Source organism: Kitasatospora sp. DSM 101779, assembly GCF_025655475.1.
Lineage (GTDB): Bacteria > Actinomycetota > Actinomycetes > Streptomycetales > Streptomycetaceae > Kitasatospora.
The window spans coordinates 2,829,241-2,838,324 of record NZ_JAHTIK010000001.1; the positions used below are offsets into that span (position 1 = coordinate 2,829,241).

At 74.3% G+C, this 9,084-nt stretch carries 6 protein-coding genes; all 6 read right to left on the reverse strand.

Annotation, left to right across the window (positions count from 1 at the left end; genetic code table 11):
• Window positions 1-16: 16 nt before the first annotated feature.
• Window positions 17-1,642 carry an RNA polymerase sigma factor gene (locus KSNIM_RS13030; protein WP_263103398.1) on the reverse strand — a complete coding sequence of 542 codons (1,626 nt, stop codon included), beginning with the start codon at window positions 1,640-1,642 and terminating at the stop codon, window positions 17-19.
• Window positions 1,643-2,084: 442 nt separating this feature from the next.
• On the reverse strand, window positions 2,085-3,011 hold the full coding sequence (locus KSNIM_RS13035; RefSeq protein WP_317634013.1) for a FadR/GntR family transcriptional regulator: 927 nt from the start codon (window positions 3,009-3,011) through the stop codon (window positions 2,085-2,087).
• A gap of 129 nt (window positions 3,012-3,140) precedes the next feature.
• Window positions 3,141-4,064, reverse strand: a complete 924-nt coding sequence (locus tag KSNIM_RS13040) for a hypothetical protein (protein ID WP_263103400.1) — start codon at window positions 4,062-4,064, stop codon at window positions 3,141-3,143.
• On the reverse strand, window positions 4,061-5,569 hold the full coding sequence (locus KSNIM_RS13045) for an ABC transporter ATP-binding protein (RefSeq protein WP_263103401.1): 1,509 nt from the start codon (window positions 5,567-5,569) through the stop codon (window positions 4,061-4,063). Before KSNIM_RS13045 ends, KSNIM_RS13040 begins: the two co-directional genes overlap by 4 nt.
• 441 nt (window positions 5,570-6,010) lie before the next feature.
• A complete protein-coding gene (locus KSNIM_RS13050; protein ID WP_263103402.1) occupies window positions 6,011-6,751 on the reverse strand; it encodes an NUDIX hydrolase in 741 nt (246 codons plus the stop codon).
• 234 nt (window positions 6,752-6,985) lie between these two features.
• A partial coding sequence (locus KSNIM_RS13055) for a glycogen debranching N-terminal domain-containing protein (RefSeq protein ID WP_411543702.1) occupies window positions 6,986-9,084 on the reverse strand: 2,099 nt, incomplete at its 5' end.

Below are 9,084 nucleotides of genomic sequence, written 5' to 3' on the forward strand. Positions count from 1 at the left end.
GTACGGCCCCGGGGGATCAGTCCAGGTAGTCGCGCAGGACCTGCGAACGCGACGGGTGCCGCAGCTTCGACATGGTCTTCGACTCGATCTGGCGGATGCGCTCGCGGGTGACGCCGTAGACCTTGCCGATCTCGTCCAGCGTCTTCGGCTGACCGTCCGTCAGGCCGAACCGCATCGAGACGACGCCCGCCTCGCGCTCGGACAGGGTGTCGAGCACGGAGTGCAGCTGCTCCTGGAGCAGGGTGAAGGAGACCGCGTCGGCCGGGACGACCGCCTCGGAGTCCTCGATCAGGTCACCGAACTCGCTGTCGCCGTCCTCGCCGAGCGGGGTGTGCAGCGAGATCGGCTCACGGCCGTACTTCTGGACCTCGATGACCTTCTCGGGGGTCATGTCGAGTTCCTTGGCCAGCTCCTCCGGGGTGGGCTCGCGGCCCAGGTCCTGGAGCATCTGGCGCTGGACGCGGGCCAGCTTGTTGATGACCTCGACCATGTGCACCGGGATGCGGATGGTGCGGGCCTGGTCGGCCATGGCGCGGGTGATCGCCTGGCGGATCCACCAGGTGGCGTAGGTCGAGAACTTGTAGCCCTTGGTGTAGTCGAACTTCTCGACCGCACGGATCAGACCGAGGTTGCCCTCCTGGATGAGGTCCAGGAAGAGCATGCCGCGACCGGTGTAGCGCTTGGCCAGCGAGACCACGAGGCGGAGGTTGGCCTCCAGCAGGTGGTTCTTGGCCCGGCGGCCGTCCTCGGCGATGATCTCCAGCTCGCGCTTGAGCTTCGGCGCGAGCTTGTCGGCCTGGCTCAGCTTGTCCTCGGCGAACAGGCCGGCCTCGATGCGCTTGGCGAGCTCGACCTCCTGCTCGGCGTTGAGCAGCGGGACCTTGCCGATCTGCTTGAGGTAGTCCTTGACCGGGTCGGCGGTGGCACCGGCGACGGCGACCTGCTGGGCCGGGGCGTCGTCCTCGTCGTCGTCGGAGAGGACGAAGCCCTCCGACTCCTCCTCGGGCTCGCCCTCGGCCTTGTCGCCGGGCAGCGCCACCTCCTCGATGAGCTCCTCCTCGCCGAGCAGCTCCTCCTCGCCGGCCTTGCCGGTCTTGGTGGAGGCGGTCTTCTTGGCGGCGGTCTTCTTGGCGGGCGCGGCGGTCTTCTTCGCCGCGGCCTTCTTCGCCGGGGCGGCGACCTTCTTCGCGGCGGGCTTCGCCTCGACGGACGCGGACTCGACCACGGAGACCTCGGCGGCGACCGCGGCCACCACGGCCGGGGCGGCCACGGGGGCGGCCGGCGTGGCGGCCGGTGCGATGCGCACTGGCGGCTTGGCCGGGGCGGCCGGGGTCCGAGTGGTGACCGTCTTGGTCGCGGTGCGCTTCGTGGTGCTCTTGGCCGCGACGCTCTTGCGCTTGGAGCCGGCCGGTTCGGCCGCACTGACCATGAGGTCCACTCCTTCCTCAATCAGCACCTGGTTGAGGCTGCGCATGACGTTCTTCCACTTGGTGACCGGGATCTGGTCCGCCTCGAACGCCTGACGCACGTCGTCACCGGCGATCTGCCCCTGGGCCTTGCCCCGCTCGATGAGCGCGAGCAGTGCTGCGGACTCGGCGATCTCGGGGGGGAGCGAACGGGATGTGCTGGCCGACACGAACAACCTCTCGGACGATGAGTGGACTCGAACCCGTACCCGACCGTACGAGAGGACGGGAGACGATCACGCACGATCACGTGCGGGGTCGACTCCGACCGACTCGGACTTGAGGACGAGGACTGGGTTTGCGGGACGGCAGCAGCGCCGCAGACCAACACAGCATTCTGACATGGTGGTGGTATTCCGGAGCTGCTTCCGCTCCGTACACATCGCTGCCACCCCTCAAGTGTTACGCATCCTGTTCGTGGCGCGGGTCACACCACCGGCGGAACCGCTGCCGACCCCCTCCGGCGCCGGGCGACACGGCCCTCCGGCCGCCCCGGGGGACGGGGCTCGGGCGGCGGAAGGGCCGTGCGGCGACGGTGGAGCGAGGTACGGCCGCGATCCCGCTCACGTGCTTCGGGGGTGCGGCCGGGCGGGACCACGGGCGCGCCGGGCGCGCCGCTCAGTGCTCGCGCGGCGCCGGGACGGCGTGCTCGATGTCGGGATGGACGGTGAGCAGCGCCCGCACGGCCGTCTCGGCGGCGGTGCCGTCGCCCGTACCGAGTGCGTCGACCAACCGGACGTGCAGGCCGATCGCGGCGTCCGAGGGGCGCTCGCAGGTCGAACCGGGGCCGCCCGAGACCTGCAGGGCACAGGAGACGATGCCGGAGAGGTGCTCCAGCATGCGGTTCCCGGCCATCTGCAGGACCAGGCCGTGCAGCTCCGCGTCGGCCCGGCCGTAGCCGACGCCGTCGCCCTGGGTGGCGGCGTGGGCCATGATCTCGGTCAGCTCGACCAGGCGGTGCTGGACGTCCTCGCGGCCGTGGCCGGCGGCCAGGCGGGCGGCCAGCGGCTCGATCGCCCAGCGCAGCTCGAACAGCTCGCGGCGCTGCTCGTCGCGCTGCGGGCCGAAGGCGCGCCACTCGATGATGTCGGGGTCGAGGAGGTTCCAGTCGGTGACCGGACGAACCCGGGTGCCGACGTTCGGCCGGGCGCTGACCAGGCCCTTGGCCTCCAGCACGCGCAGCGATTCGCGGACGACGGTGCGCGAGACCTCGAACCGCTGGCCGATCTCCTCGGGGACGAGAGGACGGTCGGCGCCGAGGTCACCGGAGACGATCATCTGGCCGAGCTGCTGGACGAGCTGGCCGTGCAGGCCGCGGCCGCGGCTGCTGGTGGTCTTGCGGCCGACCCGGGCGAGCTCGGACTCGGCGCCCTCCCAGCGGGGGGCGGGCGGGACGGGCCGTTCGGCGTAGGGGAAGCGGTCGATCTCGGCGGCGGCGATGGTGTCGGCCGGACGGGCGGTGGTCATGGCGGGGTGCGCAAGGGTACTCACACGTCCTTTGTCGGCGATCGCCCCACCCGGCTTGAGGATTCTCGTGAAAAGCACACGAAAGGGTGATCGTCTGCGGCTGGATCATTGACTTCTTATCAGGCAGTCCGTCCTCTTTCGATCAGTCGGACACCACTTCCGGTCCTGCCCCGCGGGGCGGACCGGCGGCCCGCACCGGGTCCGTCCTCACAGCTCACGACGCCGGAGCTGGAGCGCGACCGCGGCCGCCAGACCGAGTGCGGGCGGCACCAGCAGCAGTGCGAACAGCAGGGGCAGCGGCAGCTGCAGGACGTCGGCCACCGCGCGCCCGTCGCGGACGCGCAGCCGTGCCAGTCCGCTGTGCAGCGGCAGCAATGTCTGCAGGTCATGGACGACGGGCAGGTCGCGAACGGCAGGCAGGCCCCCGGGCGAGGCGGTGCCGCCGACCGGGGACCGGCGCAGCAGCAGGCCCGCGAACAGCTCCCCGGGCACGACGACCGTGCCCAGCAGGACCAGGCCCGCCCGGGCCTGCCGGACCAGGGAGGTGGCGACCAGCCCGGCCCACCCGGCCAGCACCACGACCGCGGCGAAGATCCCGAGCGGCCGGCCGGCCACCGTCGGGGCGGCCTCCAGGACGGCCCCCCAGGCCGGGGCGGCGGCTTCCGGGTGTGCGGTCGGGCCCGGGGTCGCACCCGGGAGGAGCGCGCCGGCGTCCACGCCGGCGGGCAGGGCGAGCCACACCACCGCGGCGTTCACCAGCACGGTGGCGGCGGTCAGCAGCAGGGCGGCTCCGCCGATCACCAGCAGCTTGGCGAGGAGCAGTGCCGCCCGGCGGGAGAGGGCGACCCGGGAGGCCGGCAGACCCGGGTGTCCGACCTCGTGCGCGTAGGAGAGTGCACCGAGGAGGCACGCCCCCAGTGCGGCGACCGGCAGCGGCGACAGCGGAACGACGGCGGCGACCGTCCGCAGCCCGGCCTCCGCCGACAGCGGGCCCGGCAGCTGCTGGCGGACCGCCACGGCGGCCGCCGCAGCGCCGGCGACCAGTACGGCGGCCGCGATCAGCCAGGTCGACCGCAGACCGCGCAGTCGCCGGACCTCGTACGACAGCGCGTGGAACGGCTGCGCGTTCACGGGGCCTCGCTCCGGTGGTGGTCTGCGTAGGACTCCGGACGGGAGAGCCCGTCCGGGTTCGGGTTCGGGTTCAGGTGGAGGTGGGGGTGGGGGTGGGGGTGCGGGTACGCGGTTGGGGTCGCCGCCGTGGGAAGGACCTGCTCCGGCCGGACCGGCGGTAGGGGGCGGGTCGGCGGGTCCTCGTCGGCGGGCGTGGGTGGCTGTGTGGGTGCCGCTGCGGGTCCTGTGGAGGTTGCCGCTGCGGGTCCTGTGGTGGTTGCCGCTGCGGGTGCAGCCGTTCGTGCAGCTGTTCGTGCCGACGGGCGGTCCGTTCGGAGGTATGGCCGAGTGGGCGAGGGCAGGGGTAGCGGCAGGGGTGGGGGTGGGGGTGGCGGGCACTCGGCCGATGCGGGCACCGGCCGTGGGCGCGGGCCTGCGGCGGGGGCGCCGACGGTGGGCAGGGCCCCGGGACGGTGCCGGGCGGTCCCGACGTCGTCCGGCGGGTCCGGGAACAGCGGTGACAACGGCGGCAACGGTGATGGGGATGACAGCGACGACTGCGCTGACAGGGATGGCGCCGGGGACGGCGGAGGCGGGGTGCGGTGCAGACGGACGACCTCGCCGGAGCGGCCGGAGCCGATGGGCAGCGCGGTGTGGGGCATCGGGCGGCCGATCGCACGGTCGGTGAGTTCGTGGAGCAGGATGCCGTGACGGTGCGCGAGTTCGCCGACCTCGGCGCGGGCGAGGCCGCCGACGGCGATGCCGGAGCGGCCGTCCGACCGGACGCGCGCGCCCTGAGCGAGCAGCAGGTCGGCGAGCCGGGCCATCTGCGGCCCTCGTACCACCACCTCGGGGCAGAGCCGGGTCCCGCGGAAGTCCGCAGCGCTCTGGTCCGCCGCCTGGCGCCCCCGCACCAGGGTGATCACCCGGTCGGACACCGTCCCGGCCTCCAGCGGGGAGCAGGTGGTCATCAGCACCGTGCCGCCTGCCGCGGCGAAGGAGCGCAGGAAGGAGTGCAGCCACTCGGTGCTGCGCGGCGAGAGGCCGGCCGTCGGGTCGTCCAGCAGCAGGGCCTGCGGATCGCCGAGCAGGGCCGTGGCCAGGGCGAGCCGGCGGTTCATGCCCGGCGAGAAGGAACGCAGCCGGTGGGCGGCGACGCCCGCGAGCCTGGTCTGCTCCAGCAGGTCGTCGGCGCGGCGTGCGGGCACGCCGATCGCGGCGGCGAGCATCCGTAGGTGGTCCGCGGCCCTCCGGCCGGGGTGGCCGGGGCAGGACGGCGCGGTCTCCGGCACCAGGCCGACCCGGGTCTCGGGACGGGGCAGCCTGCGGTAGGTACGGCCGTCGAACAGGGCTGCTCCGCGGCCGCGTTCGAGCTCCACCATGAGCCTGATCGCGGTGGTCTTGCCCGCGCCCTCGTCGCCGAGCAGGGCGGTGACCGTGCCGGGACGGGTGTCGAAGGTCAGGTCGAGCAGCGCCGGCGGGCCGCCCCGCCGATGGACCTTGGTCAGTCCGGTGATCTGGATCATCGCTGCCTGCTCCCACGCCTCGGCCGACCGGGTGCGCCGGCCCTGGGGGAGCGCGGCGCTCCGCCTGCCCGCGCCCAGCACCCTAGGCCCCAGCAGGGAGGATTCCGGGCATTGCGGAAGCCAGGGGGGAGCGCGCCCACCGACCTCACTCGATCAGGTGACGGGAATGGCGTGTTGACCGATCGTCAGTGCGGTCGCGGCTTTACGAGTTCCGACCCTGTGTAGGTCGGAGTAGGTCGGCGCGGGGCGGAGCAGGTCGAAGGGGAGCGAAGCAGGTCGAAGCGGGGCGAACCGGGGCGGAACGGTTCTGGCGGGTGCTGAACGGGTGCGAGCACGCTCCCGGGCCGTCCCGTGTGCGCACGACGGTGCGGGCGGTGGTGTGTGCGCCGGCACGTGCAACCTGTGCGGTGCGCGGACCGGATGCCCGCCCGGGACCGGTGGTCAGGCCTCGGGGCGGAGCATCGGCGGGTTGAGGACCGTCGCGCCGCCGGCGGTGAACAGCTGCGCGGGACGCCCGCCCTGCCGGGTCGTCGTACCGCCAGACGGCAGCAGGAAGCCGGGGGTGCCGGTCACCTTGCGATGGAAGTTCCGCGGGTCCAGCACGACGCCCCACACCGCCTCGTAGACGCGGCGAAGCTCCCCCACCGTGAACTCCGGGGGGCAGAAGGCGGTGGCCAGCGAGGAGTACTCGATCTTCGAGCGGGCGCGCTCGACACCGTCGCCGAGGATCCGGCCGTGGTCGAAGGCGAGCGGAACGCCGTCCGCAGGGCCGTCGTCGAGCAGTTCGTGGACGGGAGCCCAGCGGGCGCTGCTGGCGTCGCCGCCGGGACGCGGGGTGGGCAGGTCGGGTGCCAGCACCAGGTGGGCGACGCTGACCACGCGCATCCGCGGGTCGCGCTGGGGGTGGCCGTAGGTCGCGAGCTGCTCCAGGTGCACGCCCGCGGCGGACTGGCCGGGTGCGGACGCGCGCAGTCCGGTCTCCTCCGCGAGTTCACGGGAGGCCGCCTCGGCGAGGCCCTCGTCCGGGCGGACGAACCCGCCGGGCAGCGCCCAGTACCCCTGGAAGGGCGGCTCGCCCCGTCTGACCAGCAGCGCGCACAGTTCGTGGTCCCGGACCGTCAGCACCACCAGGTCCACGGTGACGGCGAACGGAGGGAAGGCCGACGGGTCATAGCGCGACATGGCGATGATGATAGTCGTCTCTCTGACGATAAACACAGAGTGCCTGCGTGGGCCGGGCAACTCCGGTACGGATCGGTCGCAGTCCGCCGCCCGTGCACGGCTGACCCCGACCGACCGATCGATCGCCTCGGTGCCGGGCCGGGCCGGGACGGGACGGGCCGGGACGGGCCGTCCCGTCACGGGCCCGGTCCTACAGTGGCTCCGCGGTGAAGGCGACGGCGACGGCGGTGCGGTTCAGCCGGCGCCCAGCTGGAGTTGGGGCGAGGCCTCCTCGACGACGGCCACGCCGATCCGGCTGACCCGGGCGGAGAACGGCTCGCCCGCCACCCGCAGGCCGGTGAGCTGCAGTTCGCCGAGCGGTGTGCTGGAGGCCGGGCGGACCACCACCCGTCCGCCGGGGGCGTCCGGCCGGATGCCCGCCATCGACAGGACGAGATGGATACCGGCCGCCGCGGACAACGCGGCCGGCCGGCAGGCCGCCGGATGGGGCACCGGCGGACACCCCGTCACCCGCTGCTCCCCCGCGTACATCTCCGGCAGGCGGCCCTCGAAGTGCTCGGCCGCGCCCAGCAGGCCCTCCAGCAGCAGACCCGCCTCGCGCTCGAAACCCGCGTCGGCGAGACCCGCCACGGCGAGCGCCGTCTCGTGCACCCGCACGGCACCGCTGCGGTGGCCGAGCGGGTTGAACCTCGGCGATTTGGCGCTGAGGGTCCGCAGCCCCCAGCCGCAGTCGAGTTCCGGGGCCGTCAGGCGCTGGGCGAGCAGCCTGGTCTGCTCCCGGTCGAGCAGGCCCTCGTGCAGGTCGCCCTCTCGGGAGAGACCAACGTCGAGCAGGTGGACGAAGGAGGAGGCGACCGCGGGGACCGTCCGCCCGCCGCCGAGCAGCGCCGCCGCGGGACGCCCGCCACCCAGGTCGTCGATCCAGAACCGCTCCCGGAAACGCTCCCGGAGCGCCGCGGCCCAGCTCAACCATTCGGCCGCGCCGGGCCGGGCGAAGGCCGCGAGCAGCTCCGCGCCGTGCAGTGCCGCGCGGTACGCCTGCGCCTGCACCTCGCAGCGGGCCACCGCAGTACGGCTCGACCTCTCCTCCAGGGCTCGGCCGAGGTCGACGACGAAGCCCTCGGGCCCGTCCGGCGCCTCGGCGACGGAGGCGCGGAGCGCTGCCAGGGCGCGCTCCATCGCCGGCAGCAGCTCTATCACCTCGTGCCGTGGCAGGCCCCATCGCCAGGCCTCCGCCAGCACGGTGACGAACAGCAGGGTGGCCTCGGTCGCGGTGCAGGTCGGCGGGAGCTCGGGGCCGCCGTGCCGCATCGGGCCGGGGATCAGCCCCTCCCCCGGGCTCGTAGCGGCAGGGCCGCCCGATGACGGTGCGGCAGCGGATCCGCTCTGACGGCCAATGTGCTGACGGCGCGCCAGCGCTCGGAGGGTCCCCGCCGCCAGCCGGGTGCCGAAGGGCAGCGTCCAGCGGGCGGCCCACAGGGCGTCGGAGGCGGTCAGGCCGAACCGCCAGGGCGCACCGGAGGCGGCGTAGAGGTCGGTCGGACGGTCGGCGTCGGCGAGCAGCAGGGCGCCCAGCGCGTCGAGCGAGGCGGGGACGAGGCGCTGCGCCCGGGCGTCGTCGCACCGCACCTCGGGTTCGGACCAGGGCAGTGGGACGCCCTGGCCGCGTCCGGTGGGCGGGCGGCCCCCGGGCGGGACACTCTCCAGCTCGGCCTGCAGGTCGACCGACCAGCGGGCGCCCGGCTGCACCTCCAGGTCCCAGCGGAGTACGCCCGCGCCCGCCAGGACGGCGTGCGGCGTGGGTCGCGCCGAGACGGTGGCGCTGCGACCGTGGCCGGCCCAGCGCAGACCGGCCGACTGCACCTTGCTCGGCAGGTCGGCGTTGCGCTGGCCCGCCGCGATGTCGCCGAGCAGGCCGAGGTCCGTGCCGAAGGTGATCTCCAGCGGGAGGCGGGCGGGCCGCCCGCCGGCGTTGCGGACGGTGACCGTCTCCGTCCCGTCGGCGTGGCGCAGCCGTTCGACGGTGAGCGCCGGGTCCGGATCGGGGTCGCCGGGGATGCGGACGCTGCCGACGAAGCGCGCCTCGGCGGCGGAGGTGAGCGCACCCTGGAGCGGCATCGGCTCGATGCCGCCGAGGCGGAGCTCCATTCGTGCCAGGGTGCGGATGCCGGACCGGTAGAAGCCCTGCAGCCCCTGGCCGCGCAGCTGGCCGTCGAGGCCGGACGCGGCGAGGGCGGGGGCGGCCGCGCAGAACAGCAGGTCGTGGGCGGCGGCCGCCGCCTGGGTGCGCGGTGGCGCCGGCGGTCGCGGCTGGCCGGGCGCCGTGCCGGACG

What these genes read in the sequence shown, in the direction of transcription:
- KSNIM_RS13045 (WP_263103401.1), bottom strand. Translation starts at nt 5,569, where the DNA reads ATGATCCAGATCACCGGACTGACCAAGGTCCATCGGCGGGGCGGCCCG.
- KSNIM_RS13050 (WP_263103402.1), bottom strand. Translation starts at nt 6,751, where the DNA reads ATGTCGCGCTATGACCCGTCGGCCTTCCCTCCGTTCGCCGTCACCGTG.